Source organism: Marinagarivorans sp., from assembly GCF_982758155.1.
The window spans coordinates 24,144-40,088 of record NZ_CEXWTU010000002.1; the positions used below are offsets into that span (position 1 = coordinate 24,144).

Genomic DNA, 15,945 nt, shown 5'->3' on the forward strand with positions numbered 1-15,945 from the left:
ACGGGAATACAGTTATGTCACGTGTTGCAAAAAGCCCAGTGAGCTTGCCTAGCGGTGTTAGTGTGACCCTAAACGGTCAAAGCATTAGCATTAAAGGAAGTCAGGGCACGCTTGATTTTGAAGTTCACAATAGCGTTGAAGTAAAGCAGGAAGATAACGTTTTAAGTTTTGCCGCCCGTGATGGTGGTAAATCGTCTGACGCATTAGCCGGTACTACTCGCGCTTTAGTAAATAATATGGTGACTGGCGTTAGCGCTGGTTTCGAGAGAAAATTACAGTTAGTTGGTGTTGGTTATCGAGCGAAAGCAACGGGCAACACAATTAACTTAACTTTAGGTTTTTCTCACCCTGTTGATTATGAATTGCCAGAAGGTGTTAAAGCCGAAACTCCAACGCAAACTGATATCGTACTGAAAGGTATGGACAAGCAATTGTTAGGTCAGGTCGCTGCTGAGATCCGTGCTTTCCGTCCACCTGAGCCTTATAAAGGTAAGGGTGTTCGCTACGCCGACGAGCATATTCGTCGTAAAGAAGCTAAGAAGAAGTAGGCATAGGTTATGAGCGATAAAAAAGAAGCACGTCTACGTCGCGCTCGCCGTGCTCGTAGCAAAATCAGTCAGCTAGGTGTTACGCGCTTGAGTATTCATCGTACTCCGCGTCACATTTATGCCCAAATCATTGCCCCTGAAGGCAATCGTGTTTTGGCAAGCGCATCGACTGTAGAGAAAGATTTTTCTCTTGATAAAACCGGTAACGCAGATGCTGCAAAAGTTGTTGGTCAACTTGTTGCAGAGCGAGCAAAAGCAGCTGGTGTTTCCAGCGTCGCTTTTGATCGTAGCGGTTTCCGTTACCATGGTCGTGTTAAGGCGTTAGCCGATGCTGCACGCGAAGCCGGATTGGAGTTCTAAGACTATGTCGACTAACGATAAGAAAGATAGCAGCGCCGAAGGCATGCAAGAAAAATTGGTTCAAGTGAACCGCGTTTCTAAAACTGTTAAAGGTGGACGTATCTTCCAGTTTACCGCTCTAACAGTTGTTGGGGACGGAAATGGTCGCGTAGGTTATGGCCGCGGTAAAGCACGTGAAGTGCCTATCGCAATTCAAAAAGCGATGGAAGCTGCTCGTCGTAATATGATTAGTGTTGAGCTTAATGGCGACACCATTCAATATCCTACGAAAGGTGTTCACAGCTCTTCAAACGTTTATATGCAGCCTGCTTCTGCTGGTACCGGTGTTATTGCTGGTGGCGCTATGCGTGCTGTATTAGAGATTGCTGGTGTGCAGAACGTTCTTGCTAAGTGCTACGGTTCTACTAACCCAGTAAACGTTGTTCGCGCTACTTTTGAAGCGTTAGGGGCAATGTCTTCTCCTGAGTCTGTTGCTGCGAAACGCGGCAAGACTGTAGAAGAGATTTTGAATTAATAGGGCGCCTTCGGGCGCTCTAGTACTAATTACGAGTATCTAGCCATGTCTAAGAATACGATCACGGTTACTCAGGTTAAGAGTATTGCCGGCCGACTAAAAGCTCACCGAGCCTGTGTTGCAGGTTTAGGGCTTCGTCGTATAGGTCACACTGTTCAAGTAGAAGACACACCTTCTGTGCGCGGTATGATCAACAAAGTTAACTACCTACTTAAGGTTGAGGGTTAATCCGATGCGTTTGAATGAATTATCGCCAGGCCCAGGCCGCTCTCAGAGCACTAAGCGTGTAGGTCGTGGTATTGGTTCTGGCCTGGGTAAAACCTGTGGCCGTGGCCACAAAGGTCAAAAGTCTCGTTCTGGCGGTAGTGTTCGTCCAGGTTTCGAGGGTGGCCAGATGCCTTTGCAGAAGCGTTTACCCAAGTTCGGTTTCACAAGTCGCGTTAGTTTAATTTCTGCTGAGATTCGTCTCGGTGAATTAAACAAAGTTGATGGCGATGTGATCGATCTGGATGCGTTGAAGCGTGCCGATCTTGTTAAGCTTAGTGCCAAGCGTGCGAAAGTATTCTTGTCTGGTGAGCTAACGAAAGCTGTAACCTTGAAAGGTTTGGCTGTTACTAAGGGTGCCAAAGCTGCAATTGAAGCTGCTGGTGGCAAAGTAGAAGACTAAGCGAGGTTCCTATGGCAACGCCGGGAAATATAGCGCTAGGTGGTTCTAAAGGCACAGGTGAGCTTAAGGCTCGTCTGTGGTTTTTGTTTTTGGCCATTGTGGTATACCGTATAGGTACTCATATTCCCGTTCCGGGAATTGATCCACAGCGTGTAGCTGATCTATTTAATCAAAATCAAGGCACTATCTTGGGAATGTTCAATATGTTCTCTGGCGGTGCTTTAGAGCGTATGAGTATCCTAGCTTTGGGTATCATGCCTTATATCTCTGCCTCTATTATTATGCAGATGATGACGGCTGTGACTCCTTCGTTAGAGGCGCTAAAGAAAGAGGGTGATGCGGGGCGTCGAAAGATTAGCCAATATACGCGTTATCTTGCTTTATGTTTGGCGTTAGTGCAGGGCTTTATCATGGTTGCCGGTATGGCTGGCCAGGGTATGGCTTATGTAGGATTAAATAGCCTTAGCTTTTATCTAGTGGCTGTGAGCTCTTTGGTGACTGGTGCCATGTTTATGATGTGGTTAGGTGAGCAGGTTACTGAGCGAGGTATCGGTAACGGTATTTCAATGCTTATCTTTGCAGGTATTGTTGCTGGATTGCCGAGTGCAATTGGACAGGCAATTGAAAGTGCGCGCCAAGGCGATTTGCACTTCCTCTTGTTACTGTTGATTGGTTGTTTTGCCATCGCTATTGTTTGGTTTGTCGTATTTATGGAGCGTGCGCAGCGTCGTATCACCATCAATTACGCCAAGCGTCAAACGGGTCGTCATGGTGGGTATAATCAGCAGACAAGTCATTTGCCATTAAAAATTAACATGGCCGGTGTTATTCCTGTGATTTTTGCCAGTAGCTTGCTTCTATTTCCTGCGTCTATTGCTCAGTGGTTCGGCCAGTCGCAAGAAGGTCGTGCAGGAGAAATATTGCAAGAAGTTGCTTTAGCTATTGGGCCGGGTCAACCGCTGAATTTTGTTATATTTGGTGCTTTGATCATTCTCTTCTGTTTTGTTTATACAGCTATGATGTATAATCCGAAAGAAGTCGCTGATAACCTTAAGAAGGGTGGGGCTTATATTCCTGGGATTCGTCCTGGAGAGCAATCAGCAAAGTATATTGATTCAGTATTAACTCGCTTGACCATGGTTGGAGCTGTCTACATCGCTGGTGTGGCTCTTCTTCCACAGTTCTTAGTCGTTTCTGCAGATATTCCATTCTATCTTGGTGGTACATCGCTGTTGATTGTTGTGGTGGTTGTCATGGACTTTATGTCTCAAGTTCAATCTCACCTCATGAGTCACCAGTATGAATCTGTGCTGAAAAAAGCAAATTTGAAAAACTACGGTCGCTAAGTAAGCGGCCACTTTCGGTGAGGTTAAATCGATGAAAGTTCGTGCATCTGTTAAAAAAATCTGCCGTAACTGTAAGATTGTTCGTCGTAGTGGTGTTGTACGCGTAATCTGTAGTGCGGAACCCCGTCATAAGCAACGTCAGGGTTAAGTATTAAGCGGTTCGCCGCTTAGCTGGTCAGTAATGACTGGCAAAACTGGGGGCACTAACTGTCGTTAATCATACGGTTAGCTATTGAAATCCAGCAACAATGCCGTTATTCTTCCGCGCCTTTGGCCCCAGGGTAATACCTGGGGTCTTGCGTTTGTAATGTGTAAGGGTTGCTGTTAGTGCCGCAACATAATGAAATATTGGAGTAACTAGATGGCTCGTATTGCTGGTGTCAACATACCAGATCACAAACATGCCGTAATCTCTTTGACTTACGTCTATGGCGTAGGTGCTACATCAGCTAAGAAGGTTTGTGCTGATGCTGGTGTTGAAGAGAGTGCAAAAATTGGCGACTTAACTGAAGAGCAGCTTGAATTGTTGCGTGCTGAAGTGGCTAAATTAACGGTTGAAGGTGACCTTCGTCGCGAAGTGTCAATGAACATCAAACGTTTAATGGATTTAGGTTGTTACCGTGGCTTACGCCACCGTCGTAATCTGCCATTACGTGGTCAGCGCACTAAAACAAATGCGCGTACCCGTAAAGGTCCACGTAAGCCCATTAAGAAGTAATAGCCCGTTAAGTTGAGGATCCATTGCTATGGCCAAGCCAGGTAATAAAAGCACTCAGCGCAAAAAGGTCAAAAAGACAGTTGTCGATGGCATTGCGCATATTCACGCATCGTTTAATAACACGATCGTAACAATTACAGACCGTCAAGGTAATGCTCTTTCTTGGGCTACATCTGGTGGTTCTGGTTTCCGTGGTTCACGTAAGAGTACTCCATTCGCTGCGCAGGTTGCTGCAGAGCGTGCGGGTCAAGCTGCGTTGGATTATGGTTTGAAGAACTTAGACGTTGAAGTTAAGGGCCCCGGTCCTGGCCGAGAGTCAGCCGTTCGTGCACTTAACAATGTTGGTTACAAAATAACTAACATTACCGATGTGACACCCATTCCACACAATGGTTGTCGCCCTCCCAAGAAACGTCGCGTTTAGGAGTTTAATCAGATATGGCTCGTTATGTAGGACCTACCTGTAAACTGGCGCGTCGCGAAGGAACTGATTTGTTCCTGAAAAGCGGAGCGCGCCCATTAGAATCAAAATGTAAGCATGAAACTGCACCTGGCCAGCATGGTCAGCGTCGTGGTCGTTTATCCGACTATGGTGTTCAGTTACGTGAAAAACAAAAAGTTCGTCGTACTTATGGCGTTCTTGAGAAACAATTCCGAGGCTACTATAAAGAAGCAGCTCGCCGTAAAGGCGCTACTGGTGAAAACCTACTGCAAATTCTTGAGTGTCGCTTAGATAACGTTGTGTACCGTATGGGCTTTGGCTCTACACGTGCAGAATCGCGTCAGTTGGTTTCTCACAAAGCTATTGTTGTTAATGGCATTGTTGTCAATATTGCTTCATTCCAAGTGAGTGTTGGTGATGTTGTTGCAATTCGTGAAAAGTCTAAAACCCAATTGCGAATTCAAAACTCAATGGGCATTGCCGCACAGCGTGCTGATGTTGAGTGGGTTGATGTAAACACTGATAAGAAAGAAGGTGTTTTTAAGCGTGTTCCTGATCGTGCTGATCTACCCGCTGATATCAACGAGAACCTCATTGTAGAGCTTTACTCTAAGTAAGGTCTCCAACTAACCGCTAACAGGTGAAACTATGCAGACAGCTGTGAATGAATTTTTGACCCCGCGTCACATTGACGTCACCGAAGTATCTCCTAATCGAGCTAAGGTTGTTTTGGAGCCGCTTGAGCGAGGTTTTGGTCATACTTTAGGTAACGCTTTGCGTCGTATCTTGCTGTCTTCAATGCCGGGTTGCGCAATTACTGAAGTTGAAATCGAAGGCGTTCAGCACGAGTACAGTGCAGTTGAGGGTGTGCAGGAAGATGTTATTGAAATCTTGCTTAACCTCAAGAACGTTGCTTTGACTCTAGAAGGTAAAGATAGCGTTACTCTAAGCTTATCAAAGCAAGGTCCCGGTGTTGTAACTGCTGGCGATATTCAAGTTGATCAGAGTGTTGAAATTAAAAACCCTGATTTAGTTATTGCCAACATTACTGGTGATGCTAGTTTGAATATGCAGTTGATTATTGCTCGTGGTCGGGGTTATCAGCCAGCCGATGCCCGCGTTGTTGACGAAGAAGAAAACCGAACTATCGGCCGCCTTCAGTTAGATGCCTCTTTCAGCCCTGTTCGTCGTTTGGCGTACTCAGTTGAAAGTGCTCGTGTTGAGCAGCGTACGGATCTTGATAAGTTGGTATTGGATCTAGAGACCAATGGGACCTTAGATCCAGAAGAAGCTATTCGTCGTGCTGCCACTATCCTTCAGCAACAGTTAGCGGTATTCGTTGACCTTGAAGGTGAAAAAGAAGCAGAGCCAGAGAAGAAAGAAGATCAAATTGATCCTGTTCTTCTTCGCCCAGTAGATGATCTTGAGTTAACAGTTCGCTCTGCAAACTGTTTGAAAGCCGAGAATATTTACTATATTGGTGACCTTATTCAGCGTACAGAAGTTGAGTTGTTGAAGACACCAAACTTGGGTAAAAAATCTCTTACTGAGATTAAAGATGTGCTCGCATCTCGTGGCTTGTCATTAGGTATGCGTTTAGAAAACTGGCCACCAGCCAGCTTGCGTACCGGCGACTAATTAATTGAGCGGGCTCTTAGTGGGCCCCAGTAACGTTTGCTGAGAAGCAAAAAGAAGGGTTTAAGTTATGCGTCATCGTTTAAGTGGCCGAAAATTAAATCGGAACAGCTCGCATCGTAAAGCGATGTTCAAAAACATGATAGCTTCTCTTGTAGAGCATGAAGCTATCAAGACTACTTTACCTAAAGCTAAAGAGCTTCGTCGTTTTGCCGAGCCTCTAATTACTTTAAGTAAAGTAGACTCTGTTGCTAACCGTCGTTTGGCGTTTGATCGCCTTCGTTGTAAGGCTGCAGTAGGTAAATTGTTTAATGAGCTAGGTCCTCGCTACGAGGCTCGTCCTGGTGGGTATGTCCGCATTTTAAAATGTGGATTCCGTACTGGTGATAAAGCGCCAATGGCGTTTGTAGAGTTAGTAGATCGTCCAGTAACGGGCGAAGTGGTTGAAAGCGCTGAAGCTGAGTAAGCTTAAGTGTCGTAAAAACCGGGCATTGCCCGGTTTTTTTTCGCCTGAAGAATACGTAGATGCCACTATTTAGGTTGTTTCTGGTGCGGTTTGTGTGATATCTGATCGCTTGTTGCCGTAACGCAAATTTATCTGCCATTGTTTTGTTTGTGAGTGGCATATAGAGTGCAAACAACTTAACATTCACGAACCTCTTTCCTTTTAAACGGGCTGATAATACGCTATGGAAACCCTCGATCAGTTATTGTATTGGCGCGGTATTGCTTCGGATTACTTTAACTACAAGGGGGAGAAAGTTCAGGTCTCGCTTGAGAATCGTAAAGCCTTATTAAGAGCAATGTCGATTGACCCTGATGACGCTAAAAAAGTCGCTGAAGCAGCTTATAAGCTGGATGTTGCGCCTTGGAAAGAGTGGGTTCAGGCTTTTCAAATTGTTGAAAAGCATAAAGAGTGTTGTTTTTTCATCAATGCCGCGCCACAAGATCTGAATCAGCCCCTGTCCTATTCAATCACACTGGAAGATGGCTCTATTCAAGAAGGTGTTTTCACGCCGAGCACCCAGCCTGAAGTGGGCGATTATATCTATGACGGAGTCCGTTTTTCACGTCGAGTGATCATGTGTGGTGCACTTCCTTTAGGCTATCATGCACTCGAAGTTTCTAGTCCTAAGCGTACGAGTTCTGGTCAGATTGCAGTGGTGCCTGAAAAAGCCTACGTTTCTGAGGAGCTTGATAGCGGTAAAAAAATATGGGGCGTTATTGTTCAGCTTTATACTTTAAGGTCTTCTCGTAACTGGGGAGTTGGAGATCTTTCTGATTTAAAAGCTTTGGTTGTTAATACGGCTAAGGCGGGGGCAAGTATTGTTGGCCTTAACCCCTTACATGCTTTGTGCACGCCAAATGAATATCATTGCAGCCCCTATAGCCCATCAGACCGGCGCTTTATTGAGCCCTTATATATTGACCCCGAGCAGCTAGAAGAATTTTCACCCGAGCTATTCCCTTCGCAGGAATCTTTTGACGAGCTGCGGGGCGGTACTCAGGTTGATTACAAGCGTGTTTATGGCACTAAGTTTAGTGTCTTTACCGAATTGTTCCTGCGTTTTCAGCAGCAACACTTAGCGTTAGACTCACCTAGGGCGAAGGCTTTTTCACGATATGTCGTCAAAGGCGGTGAAGCGTTACATAGCTATTGTGTTTACCAGGTTATGCGTGATGCTGGGGTGCATGAATACGATATTGGTGCGGTTGAATTAACACCTGAGCAGCAAGAAAAAATAGATTTTTATGCGTACTTACAGTGGGCTGCGCAGCTGCAAATGGCTGAGTGCCAAGATGCTGCTGAAGAATTAGGTATGGCTGTTGGGCTTATGCGTGATTTAGCCGTTGGTGCTGACGGTGGTGGTGCTGAAGTGAGTTCGACGGGACGTCTTTTTTGTAAGCAAGCATCCGTTGGCGCGCCGCCAGATCCTTTGGCTGAAAAAGGCCAAAATTGGGGTTTACCCCCCATGGACCCAGCATTGATGCGTGCAACAAAATTCGAGCACTTTATAACGCTACTTCGAACCAATATGGCAAATTGTGGTGCTTTGCGTATTGATCATGCTATGGCGCTAATGCGTTTGTGGTGGTGCCCTCCAGGGCATACCGCCGATTATGGTGCTTACATTTACTATCCCTTCCCTGAAATGTTAGGTTTGTTAAAGCTTGAAAGCGTGAGAAACCGTTGCATGGTTATTGGTGAAGATATGGGTGTTGTTCCCAATGAATTCCGTGAAGCGATTATTGACGGCGCTGTCTTCACCAATAAATTGTTCTATTTTGAGCGTGAGCATGATGGGCAGTTTAAAGCGCCGGAAAATTACATGCCGCGTGCGTTAGCGATGTTAACCAATCACGATGTCCCCACTTTAACGAGCTGGTGGTCAAGTACTGATATTGCATTGAGGGGTGAACTCGACCTATTGGACGACACTGTACCCATAGCCGATGTTTATGCTGAGCGCGTTAAAGATAAGCACCGATTACTCGATTGGTTGGAGCGAGGAGGACTGACATTGTTGGCTCCTAGACACGAGCTTATTGATCTACCGCTCACAAAGTCACTGGCGGCTCAAATTTTCACATGCGGGGCCAGGGTGGCCTCTCAAATATTTGTCATTCAGCTCGAAGACTTAGAATTAATGGATGCTCCGGTTAACGTACCGGGTACCAGTACACAATATGCCAACTGGCAGCGCAAGCTTGCGGATAATCTCGACGATGTCTTTGCTGACTCTGATATTCAGGCAGTAATGGCGAGTATTACCAAAGAGCGTAATCAATAATTAAAAGCCTGCTAGGCACATGATAATAACTTGGGGGAAACGTGGAAGTAACAACAGCGATGATATCGGCGGCTGAACTGGATTCGATTGTTCACGCCTATCACGGCAATATTTTTGCGGCGCTTGGACCGCACCAAATGCACAGCGGCAACTATGTTGTTCGTACTTTTTTGCCCGAAGCTAGTCAAGTCATCGTTGTGGATCGCGACACGCATAGCCACGTTCAGGTGTTAAATAGAATTCATCCGGCTGGTGTTTTTGAGGGCGAAGTTGCCCTTCGTACGCGTAGCGATTACAAGCTTGAAGTTCACTATGGTGAAAGCAAGGTTGTCGTAGAGGACACCTATCGTTTTCCGAGTGCTTTGAGTCCTACCGATGTTTATCTGTTTGGTGAAGGCACACACGAAAAACTGTACCACTGGCTGGGGGCGCATTTACGTGAAATTGACAACGTAAAAGGTACGCTCTTCACCGTGTGGGCGCCTAACGCTAAGCGTGTTTCAGTGGTCGGTGAGTTTAATTACTGGGATGGCCGTCATCATGTAATGCGACAGCATGCCGCAAGTGGACTGTGGGAATTATTTATTCCAGGTGTTGCGGCAGAGACACTCTACAAATATGAAATATTAAGTCAAAGTCATGGCATTTTGCCGTTAAAAGCTGACCCTATGGGGGTTGCTGCACAGCACCCACCTGAAACCGCGTCAAAAGTTATGGCTCCGAGTGAGTACACTTGGTCTGATCAGGAATGGTTGGGTCGAAAAGTCGAGCAGGGCTATCGGGATCAACCCGTATCCATTTACGAAGTTCATTTGGGCTCTTGGAAAAGACGGGGTGATAACGGCGAAACCTATTTAACATATCTAGAATTGGCCGATGAGCTAATTCCCTATGTTCAGTCATTAGGTTTTACTCACATTCAGCTTATGCCTATTAGTGAATTCCCTTTTGATGGCTCATGGGGTTACCAACCGGTAGGTTTGTATGCACCAACAAGTCGTTTTGGTTCTCCAGACCAGTTTCGGGAATTTATTAACCGCTGCCACTTAGCAGGCGTGGGTGTCTTAATTGACTGGGTACCGGGCCACTTTCCATCCGACGGACACGGCTTAGCCTTTTTTGATGGCTCGCCTTTATATGAACATGCTGATCCGCGGCAGGGTTTCCATCCTGATTGGAATACTTATATTTACAACTATGGTCGCTGTGAAGTTGCCAACTTTTTATTCAGTAATGCCTTGTATTGGTTTGATGAGTTTCACATTGACGGTCTTCGAGTTGATGCCGTGGCTTCAATGTTGTACCTCGATTACAGTCGTGAAGCGGATGAATGGGTGCCGAATACTCACGGTGGCCGAGAAAACCTTGAAGCAATTGCCTTGTTAAAGCGAGTAAACCAAAAAGTTTATGAGCATTACCCAAATGCAATGATGGTGGCTGAGGAATCGACGGCATGGCCGGGCGTATCGCACCCTGTTTATGCCGGCGGTTTGGGCTTTGGTTACAAGTGGAATATGGGCTGGATGAATGACAGCTTACGCTATATGAGTAACGACCCAATCCATCGTCGTTACCACCACCATGACATGACTTTCAGTTTGCTCTACGCGTTTAATGAAAATTTCATGCTACCGTTGAGCCATGATGAAGTGGTTCATGGCAAGGGTTCGCTGCTGGATAAAATGCCTGGGGACACTTGGCAGAAGTTTGCTAATTTACGTGCTTACTACGGTTTTATGTGGGCTCATCCCGGTAAAAAATTGTTGTTCATGGGGTGTGAATTTGCTCAAGGGCGAGAGTGGGATCATGACAACTCACTAGATTGGCACTTGATGGACGAGACCCACTGGCATGGCGGTGTACAAAAGCTGGTTGAAGATTTAAATAATTTATACAGCAGTACGCCAGCACTTTACTATGATGATTGCGAGGCGCGTGGCTTTGAGTGGTTAGATGCCGATGATAACGGAGCTTCGGTTTTTGCTTTGGCTCGTAAAGCCCATAATGATGTTGTTATTGTTGTGAGTAACATGACCCCCGTGCTACGAGAAGGGTATCGCTTAGGTGTACCAAAGCTGGGTTTTTATAAAGAACGGTTGAATACGGATGCGGGTATTTATGGCGGTGGGGAGAAAGGTAATGCAGGCGGTGTTAATGCCGAAGTTATACCGTCTCACGGTCGAGATAATTCAATCACAATTACTTTGCCGCCACTGTCGACGGTATTTTTTGAGTGGAAGCCTGAGTAGGGGATTGCAATAGAATGGTTCAAACTGCTGATCGTTACGAGCTTGAGTTAGGTAAGCCTTATCCGTTAGGTGCAACGGTTGTAAGCGGCGGGGTTAACTTTGCACTTTTTTCGGCGCAAGCTAAAAAAGTAGAGCTTTGCTTATTCTCAAATGATGGAAAGGAAGAGCTTCAGCGTATCGAAATGCTGGACCGAACTGATCATGTTTGGCATGTCCATTTGGTGGGGGCGGCGGCTGGATTAGTCTATGGTTATCGCGTCGATGGTGATTACAATCCCAAAGAAGGCTTGCGATTTAACGCCCATAAATTATTGGTGGACCCTTATGCAAAATCGCTGGTTGGTGAGTTTGTTTGGTCTGATAATCATTACTCCTACATACCCGGCGACGTGGCTGGCGATCTCAGCTTTTCAACATTAGATAACGCAGCCTTTATGCCGAAGGCGGTCGTGCTCGCACCTTCTTTACCTCCGACTCCGTTGGCGAAGCCTATCGCTTGGGAGGACACGATCATTTATGAAACGCATGTAAAAGGGTTTACTCATTTACAGCGTCGATTACCCCCTGCGTTACGCGGTAAATATTTAGGCTTTGGGCACCCGGATGTTATTAGTTATTTAAAAGACCTAGGCATTACTAGCGTAGAATTTTTACCTGTACATGGTTTTATTCATGACCAATTTGTCGAAGATAAAGGGCTTAAAAATTATTGGGGTTATAACAGTCTCAACTTTTTTCTTCCGCATGGCGAATATGCCAATGACGATGCCGTGGCCGAGTTTAAGCAAATGGTCTCGGCATTACACGAAGCTGGAATCGAAGTTTTATTGGATGTCGTTTACAACCATACCGGTGAAGGTAATCAGTTGGGGCCAACCTACTCTTTTCGGGGGGTTGATAATGCAAGCTATTATGGCCTAGAAGCGGATCGACGTTTCTATATTAATGATACGGGTTGCGGCAATACGATTAACATCAATCACCCGCGCGTTTTACAGCTTGTAATGGACAGCTTGCGCTATTGGGTTACTGAAATGGGCGTTGATGGTTTCCGGTTTGATTTAGCCAGTGTTCTTGGGCGGGAACCCCATGGCTTTGATCCGCACTCGGGATTCTTTGATGCGGTTAGACAAGACCCTGTTTTATCAACGGTGAAAATGATTGCTGAGCCTTGGGATATTGGCCCAGGTGGCTATCAATTAGGTAATTACCCCGCTGGCTGGGGCGAGTGGAACGATAAGTATCGCGATATTGTGCGCCGTTTTTGGCGTGGTGATAGCGGCATGCTGCCAGATTTTGCTAAACGTATTCATGGTTCCAGTGATTTATTTGAAGCCGGCGGTCGCCGTCCATCCGCAAGTATCAATTTTGTTGCTAGTCACGATGGTTTTACCACAACCGATATGGTGAGTTATAACCAGCGTCATAATCTTGCCAACAAGGAAGATAATAATGACGGCCATAAAGGTAACTTTAGTCATAATCATGGTGTTGAAGGTCCGACTAATGATGCCGTGATTAATGAAATTCGGAATCGTCAGAAGCGCAATCTTTTAGCGACCTCATTACTGAGCCAGGGCACGCCCATGTTACTGGGCGGTGACGAGCTAGGGCGAAGCCAAAAAGGTAATAACAATGCGTATTGCCAAGATAGTGAAATTAGCTGGTTCAATTGGGCGGAGCTAACACTTGATGACTGGACGCTAAAAAACTTTGTACGACAAGTGATTAAACTTAGGCAAAGTGTATCGTTATTGCGTAACCCTCGTTATATCCATAATCCCGGTGAGGATGAAGCGCAAAATATCAATATTGTTTGGCTTAGTCGTGACGCCAAGCCTATGGAGGACGGTGATTGGCATGAGCAAGATAATCACAGTTTAGGCTGGATGCTGGAGTCAACGTACCCTACTCGCGAGTGCGTACTTACCTTATTTAATGCAGACAGTCGCAAGCAATCGTTTGGCTTGCCGAGTGGTTGGGAGTGGGAGCTCAGGTTGGATACAGCAAAGCCGAATGGGCAACCGGTTAAGTTAATGGCCGGTGTGGAAAGTGTCACTTTAGAAGATAAAAGCTTAATGGTTTTTTTGGGTGTTGAGAGTACTACTGAATAACGATTAACTGATGTAACGATAGCGCATGCAGGGGTTCGGCATGTTTTTTCCTCTTTAAATCTTCAAGGGCAAAAAATGAAAAAGGATGACGGCAATTCAACTCTAGGTGATAGCGGTGTGCATTTGTCTGCGGACCTGCAGCGGCATTACAACTTTACACTGGGTCGTGTTGATAGCCATGTACAGCCACCCTATTTATTAAAAGCATTATCTTTTGCTGTTCGCGACCGTTTGATGGAGCGCTGGCGCTTATCGCGAGAGCTTGAGAGTAGCCATAATTCGAAACGGGTTTATTATTTATCGCTAGAGTTTTTACTGGGGCGAAGTTTATCGAATGCGGTTAAAAACTTAGGTCTTGAGGAAAGCGCTGAAAAAGCTTTGCACCACTACGGTTGTACGTTAGAGGAGTTAGAAACGTCTGAAATTGATGCCGGGTTGGGTAATGGTGGATTAGGACGTTTAGCCGCATGCTTTTTAGACAGTTGTGCAACTCTAAATTACCCTGTTATGGGTTACGGTATTCGTTATGAATACGGTATGTTCCAGCAGCGAATAGAGCAAGGGCGGCAGGTTGAATGCCCTGACCACTGGTTGCGTGATGGCAACCCCTGGGAATTAGAACGTCCGGATCATCGGCGTCGTATTAAATTCTATGGTCAGACCGAACATTATACGAATGATGTTGGCAAACAGTGTGCGCGCTGGGTCGACACTAGCGATGTTTACGCCTTGGCTTACGATATGCCAATTCCTGGTTTTGATACGCAAACGGTGAATACCTTGCGCTTATGGAAGGCCACCGCTACGGACGAATTTAATCTGAATGAGTTTAATGCCGGTGACTATGCCGAAGCGGTTGCCGCTAAAAATTTAGCCGAGCAAATTACAATGGTGTTGTACCCCAACGACGCCAGTGAAAACGGTAAAGAGTTACGATTACGCCAGCAGTACTTCTTAGCCTCAGCCAGCCTGCAGGATGTAATTGAGCAATATCTAGAGCATATAGACACTGACTTTAGTGCGTTCGCCGCAAAAAATTGCTTTCAGCTCAATGATACTCATCCCACCTTAGCCATTGCCGAGTTAATGCGACTCTTAATGGACGACCACAAGTTACCCTGGGACGAGGCATGGGCCATTACACAAAAAACGATGGCATATACGAACCATACGCTATTACCTGAAGCCTTAGAGCGATGGCCGCTGCGTTTATTCGGTGAGCTACTGCCGCGCTTACTCGATATTATTTATGAGATTAATGCGCGCTTTTTGGCGCTACTTTCACAGCGTTGGCCGGGCGATACAGAGCGCCAGCGCAGAATGTCGTTAATTGAAGAGGGGCCTGAACCCATGGTACGCATGGCGTATTTGGGTATTGTGGGTAGTTTTAGTGTGAATGGTGTTGCTGCCTTGCACTCGCGGCTTTTGGTTGAAGACTTATTTAAAGATTTTTATGAGTTATGGCCTGAGAAGTTTAATAATAAAACGAATGGCGTAACGCCGCGGCGTTGGCTGTCACACTGTAACCCTAGCTTGTCGCAGCATATTACACAGGCGATTGGTTCTGGTTGGAAGAAAGACTTAAGTGAGCTTGTGCGTCTTAAAGAGTTTGCTAATGATGCTGCCTTTGCTGATGAGTGGCATCAAATTAAATATGATAATAAGGTACGTTTAGCTCAGTTGGTTGAAGACTCGACAAAAACTGTTTTTAACCCCGATAGCCTTTTTGACGTACAAGTGAAGCGTATTCACGAGTACAAGCGCCAGCTATTAAACATTATGCATGTCATTCACCTCTACGATCGTATTTCACGTGGCGATGTTGAAGGTTTACAGCCTAGGTGCGTGCTTATTGGCGGGAAGGCGGCGCCAGGTTATTTCTTGGCTAAGGGCATTATTAAATTGATAAATAATGTCGCGGCGGTGGTGAATTCAGACCCAGCTGTTTCGCACTTATTGCAGGTGGTGTTTTTACCCAACTATTGTGTTTCAGCAATGGAAATTATTACCCCCGGTACTGATTTATCTGAGCAAATATCGACGGCAGGTAAAGAGGCTTCAGGTACTGGTAACATGAAGTTCATGATGAACGGTGCTTTGACGATAGGCACTTATGATGGCGCTAACATTGAAATACTTGATGCTGTTGGTGAGGATAATTTCTTTTTGTTTGGTTTGAAGGTCGAGGACATTTCAGCGCATCGCTCAAAGTATAGCCCTAATCGCATTATTGAAGCTGATGCGGATTTATCTCGAGTGATGCGTTTATTGGAGTGTGGGCATTTTAGTTTGTTTGAGCCGAGTCTATTTGATCCCATCGTGCAAACTATTCGCAACCCCAATGACCCTTGGATGGTCGCGGCTGATTTCCGTAGTTACATCGATGAGCAGCAGCGTGCGATTAGTTGTTATCAGGATAAGACCAGCTGGGTAAGAAAGAGTATATTAAATACAGCGGCAAGCGGCTTATTCTCGAGTGACCGAACTATTGCTGAGTACGCGAAAGATATTTGGAAGTTGTAACGCAGCGGATGATATAAGATTTTTGAAACGTTTTAAT

At 45.7% G+C, this 15,945-nt stretch carries 16 protein-coding genes; all 16 read left to right on the forward strand.

The window, feature by feature from the left end; all coding sequences use genetic code 11:
* Window positions 1–14: 14 nt before the first annotated feature.
* The 16 genes from rplF (at window position 15) to AC3A8L_RS00520 (ending at window position 15,908) form a co-directional block, all read left to right on the forward strand.
* The gene (gene rplF, locus AC3A8L_RS00445) at window positions 15–548 is read left to right on the forward strand and encodes a 50S ribosomal protein L6 (RefSeq protein ID WP_487960239.1); all 534 of its coding nucleotides are present in this window, start codon (window positions 15–17) and stop codon (window positions 546–548) included.
* Window positions 549–557: 9 nt separating this feature from the next.
* Complete coding sequence (gene rplR, locus AC3A8L_RS00450; protein ID WP_487960240.1) at window positions 558–908, forward strand: 50S ribosomal protein L18; 351 nt, start codon at window positions 558–560, stop codon at window positions 906–908.
* Between the two features lie 4 nt (window positions 909–912).
* Window positions 913–1,422: a 30S ribosomal protein S5 gene (rpsE, locus tag AC3A8L_RS00455; protein WP_487960241.1), complete on the forward strand. Its 510-nt coding sequence runs from the start codon at window positions 913–915 to the stop codon at window positions 1,420–1,422.
* Between the two features lie 45 nt (window positions 1,423–1,467).
* Entirely contained in the window at window positions 1,468–1,650 is a 183-nt protein-coding gene (gene rpmD, locus AC3A8L_RS00460) for a 50S ribosomal protein L30 (protein WP_487960242.1), read from the forward strand.
* Window positions 1,651–1,654: 4 nt separating this feature from the next.
* Complete coding sequence (rplO, locus tag AC3A8L_RS00465; protein WP_487960243.1) at window positions 1,655–2,089, forward strand: 50S ribosomal protein L15; 435 nt, start codon at window positions 1,655–1,657, stop codon at window positions 2,087–2,089.
* Between the two features lie 11 nt (window positions 2,090–2,100).
* Window positions 2,101–3,435, forward strand: a complete 1,335-nt coding sequence (gene secY / locus AC3A8L_RS00470; protein ID WP_487960244.1) for a preprotein translocase subunit SecY — start codon at window positions 2,101–2,103, stop codon at window positions 3,433–3,435.
* A 31-nt stretch (window positions 3,436–3,466) separates the two neighbouring features.
* On the forward strand, window positions 3,467–3,583 hold the full coding sequence (rpmJ, locus tag AC3A8L_RS00475) for a 50S ribosomal protein L36 (RefSeq protein WP_236985662.1): 117 nt from the start codon (window positions 3,467–3,469) through the stop codon (window positions 3,581–3,583).
* A gap of 213 nt (window positions 3,584–3,796) precedes the next feature.
* On the forward strand, window positions 3,797–4,153 hold the full coding sequence (gene rpsM, locus AC3A8L_RS00480) for a 30S ribosomal protein S13 (RefSeq protein WP_487960245.1): 357 nt from the start codon (window positions 3,797–3,799) through the stop codon (window positions 4,151–4,153).
* 28 nt (window positions 4,154–4,181) lie between these two features.
* On the forward strand, window positions 4,182–4,577 hold the full coding sequence (gene rpsK / locus AC3A8L_RS00485; protein ID WP_053979646.1) for a 30S ribosomal protein S11: 396 nt from the start codon (window positions 4,182–4,184) through the stop codon (window positions 4,575–4,577).
* Window positions 4,578–4,591: 14 nt separating this feature from the next.
* A complete protein-coding gene (gene rpsD / locus AC3A8L_RS00490; protein ID WP_487960246.1) occupies window positions 4,592–5,212 on the forward strand; it encodes a 30S ribosomal protein S4 in 621 nt (206 codons plus the stop codon).
* Window positions 5,213–5,243: 31 nt separating this feature from the next.
* A complete protein-coding gene (locus tag AC3A8L_RS00495) occupies window positions 5,244–6,233 on the forward strand; it encodes a DNA-directed RNA polymerase subunit alpha (protein ID WP_487960247.1) in 990 nt (329 codons plus the stop codon).
* 67 nt (window positions 6,234–6,300) lie between these two features.
* Window positions 6,301–6,696 carry a 50S ribosomal protein L17 gene (rplQ, locus tag AC3A8L_RS00500; RefSeq protein WP_487960248.1) on the forward strand — a complete coding sequence of 132 codons (396 nt, stop codon included), beginning with the start codon at window positions 6,301–6,303 and terminating at the stop codon, window positions 6,694–6,696.
* Window positions 6,697–6,919: 223 nt separating this feature from the next.
* The gene (gene malQ / locus AC3A8L_RS00505; RefSeq protein ID WP_487960249.1) at window positions 6,920–9,022 is read left to right on the forward strand and encodes a 4-alpha-glucanotransferase; all 2,103 of its coding nucleotides are present in this window, start codon (window positions 6,920–6,922) and stop codon (window positions 9,020–9,022) included.
* A 59-nt stretch (window positions 9,023–9,081) separates the two neighbouring features.
* Complete coding sequence (gene glgB, locus AC3A8L_RS00510) at window positions 9,082–11,271, forward strand: 1,4-alpha-glucan branching protein GlgB (protein WP_487960278.1); 2,190 nt, start codon at window positions 9,082–9,084, stop codon at window positions 11,269–11,271.
* A 14-nt stretch (window positions 11,272–11,285) separates the two neighbouring features.
* Window positions 11,286–13,385: a glycogen debranching protein GlgX gene (gene glgX / locus AC3A8L_RS00515; RefSeq protein ID WP_487960250.1), complete on the forward strand. Its 2,100-nt coding sequence runs from the start codon at window positions 11,286–11,288 to the stop codon at window positions 13,383–13,385.
* A 75-nt stretch (window positions 13,386–13,460) separates the two neighbouring features.
* Window positions 13,461–15,908 (forward strand): glycogen/starch/alpha-glucan phosphorylase, encoded by a 2,448-nt coding sequence (locus AC3A8L_RS00520; protein WP_487960251.1) that lies wholly within the window; start codon window positions 13,461–13,463, stop codon window positions 15,906–15,908.
* The last annotated feature ends 37 nt before the right edge of the window (window positions 15,909–15,945 follow it).

What these genes read in the sequence shown, in the direction of transcription:
- rplF (WP_487960239.1), top strand. Translation starts at nt 15, where the DNA reads ATGTCACGTGTTGCAAAAAGCCCAGTGAGCTTGCCTAGCGGTGTTAGT.
- rplR (WP_487960240.1), top strand. Translation starts at nt 558, where the DNA reads ATGAGCGATAAAAAAGAAGCACGTCTACGTCGCGCTCGCCGTGCTCGT.
- rpsE (WP_487960241.1), top strand. Translation starts at nt 913, where the DNA reads ATGTCGACTAACGATAAGAAAGATAGCAGCGCCGAAGGCATGCAAGAA.
- rpmD (WP_487960242.1), top strand. Translation starts at nt 1,468, where the DNA reads ATGTCTAAGAATACGATCACGGTTACTCAGGTTAAGAGTATTGCCGGC.
- rplO (WP_487960243.1), top strand. Translation starts at nt 1,655, where the DNA reads ATGCGTTTGAATGAATTATCGCCAGGCCCAGGCCGCTCTCAGAGCACT.
- secY (WP_487960244.1), top strand. Translation starts at nt 2,101, where the DNA reads ATGGCAACGCCGGGAAATATAGCGCTAGGTGGTTCTAAAGGCACAGGT.
- rpmJ (WP_236985662.1), top strand. Translation starts at nt 3,467, where the DNA reads ATGAAAGTTCGTGCATCTGTTAAAAAAATCTGCCGTAACTGTAAGATT.
- rpsM (WP_487960245.1), top strand. Translation starts at nt 3,797, where the DNA reads ATGGCTCGTATTGCTGGTGTCAACATACCAGATCACAAACATGCCGTA.
- rpsK (WP_053979646.1), top strand. Translation starts at nt 4,182, where the DNA reads ATGGCCAAGCCAGGTAATAAAAGCACTCAGCGCAAAAAGGTCAAAAAG.
- rpsD (WP_487960246.1), top strand. Translation starts at nt 4,592, where the DNA reads ATGGCTCGTTATGTAGGACCTACCTGTAAACTGGCGCGTCGCGAAGGA.
- AC3A8L_RS00495 (WP_487960247.1), top strand. Translation starts at nt 5,244, where the DNA reads ATGCAGACAGCTGTGAATGAATTTTTGACCCCGCGTCACATTGACGTC.
- rplQ (WP_487960248.1), top strand. Translation starts at nt 6,301, where the DNA reads ATGCGTCATCGTTTAAGTGGCCGAAAATTAAATCGGAACAGCTCGCAT.
- malQ (WP_487960249.1), top strand. Translation starts at nt 6,920, where the DNA reads ATGGAAACCCTCGATCAGTTATTGTATTGGCGCGGTATTGCTTCGGAT.
- glgB (WP_487960278.1), top strand. Translation starts at nt 9,082, where the DNA reads ATGATATCGGCGGCTGAACTGGATTCGATTGTTCACGCCTATCACGGC.
- glgX (WP_487960250.1), top strand. Translation starts at nt 11,286, where the DNA reads ATGGTTCAAACTGCTGATCGTTACGAGCTTGAGTTAGGTAAGCCTTAT.
- AC3A8L_RS00520 (WP_487960251.1), top strand. Translation starts at nt 13,461, where the DNA reads ATGAAAAAGGATGACGGCAATTCAACTCTAGGTGATAGCGGTGTGCAT.